Source organism: Shewanella sairae (assembly GCF_023283535.1).
GTDB lineage: Bacteria > Pseudomonadota > Gammaproteobacteria > Enterobacterales > Shewanellaceae > Shewanella > Shewanella sairae.
Genome location: NZ_JAKILT010000176.1, coordinates 1 through 1,311 on the forward strand (window position 1 = coordinate 1; position 1,311 = coordinate 1,311).

General features: G+C 43.5%; 1 protein-coding gene and 1 pseudogene. Both read left to right on the forward strand.

Features of this window, described 5'->3' with window-relative positions; genetic code table 11:
• The first annotated feature begins 77 nt into the window (after positions 1-77).
• Complete coding sequence (locus tag L2748_RS23920) at positions 78-1,085, forward strand: ISAs1 family transposase (protein ID WP_248957822.1); 1,008 nt, start codon at positions 78-80, stop codon at positions 1,083-1,085.
• Between the two features lie 24 nt (positions 1,086-1,109).
• Positions 1,110-1,311 (forward strand): annotated as a pseudogene (locus L2748_RS23925) (hypothetical protein); the annotation flags it as partial.

The following is a 1,311-nucleotide window of genomic DNA, read 5'->3' on the forward strand; positions in this document are numbered from 1 at the left end:
GTAGTCATAGGATGTTCTCAGAATGGGATTTGTTCTGAGATTATCTAAACGTTGCCCCTCAAGGAATCCGTCTTATATTGATCGCTTACGTCGTAGCTGTCATCGGAGGTAGCGAGGGCTGGGAAGATATTGAAGACTTTGGTCATTGTCATCTAGAACTACTTAAGAAATATGGAGATTTCAGTAGTGGTATTCCTGTTCATGACACCATCGCTCGAATAATCTGCAAGGTTGACCCAGAAGCGTTGCAACAAGCTTTTATATCGTGGATGCAGGAAACCCAACAACTCACACAAGGTCAAGTTATTGCCATTGATGGTAAAACTTTGCGTGGTTCCTATACCAGAGACGATCGTCAATCCGCTATTCATATGGTGAACGCTTTCTCTATTGCTAATGGTGTTGTTGTGGGACAACTTAAAACCGATGCTAAATCCAATGAAATTACCGCTATTCCTGAGTTATTAGCCCTATTGGATATTCAAGGGGCATTAGTAACCATTGATGCTATGGGCACACAAGTTGATATTGCTCATACCATCATAGACAAAGGCGCAGATTTCCTGTTAGCGGTCAAAGGTAACCAAAGTACTTTACATCAACTTGTAAAAGAAACCTTTGCAGCTCAGCCCTATGATGCAGAAAACGTCACTAAAATTGAGGCAAATCGTGAGCGAAAGGAATATAGGGAATACCAAGCAATAGAGGCGCCCAAGGAGCGGGTTGACGCCAAATGGCCGACAATACAAACCTTTGGCAAAGTCACTAGCTATCGAGTACACAAAGGCAAAGGAACGCTTCATACACGTTACTACATAAGCTCTGCCATACTATCGGCTGAAGAATTAGCCTACGCAGCTCGTGGTCATTGGGCTGTTGAAAACCAGCTTCATTGGGTGCTAGATGTGACTCTGAATGAGGATGCTTGCCAAATATCTCGAGGAGATGGGGCGGAAAACCTCGCAAGATTAAGGCAGGCTACGGTCAATATTCTAAAAAAAGAAACGAGTAAGTTAAGTCTTCGTCGTAAAAGACGAAGAGCATCAATGGATTCTGCATATTTGGATAAGGTCATAAATGCTTAAAAAACATTCACGCTCTTGCCCTGGATGGACGACCAGGTTGTCGGTGACCTATGTGAGCAAATAACAACGGATATCGGGCATGTAACCGTCGACAAAATGTACGATACCAATGCGGTTTATCAAGCACTTGACTCACACTCACCTAATGCAGAGATTGTCATCCCGCCGAAAGACAACACTTTCGCAGACAACCGGCACCATTCCAAACGTATGAGCAACTTAATAG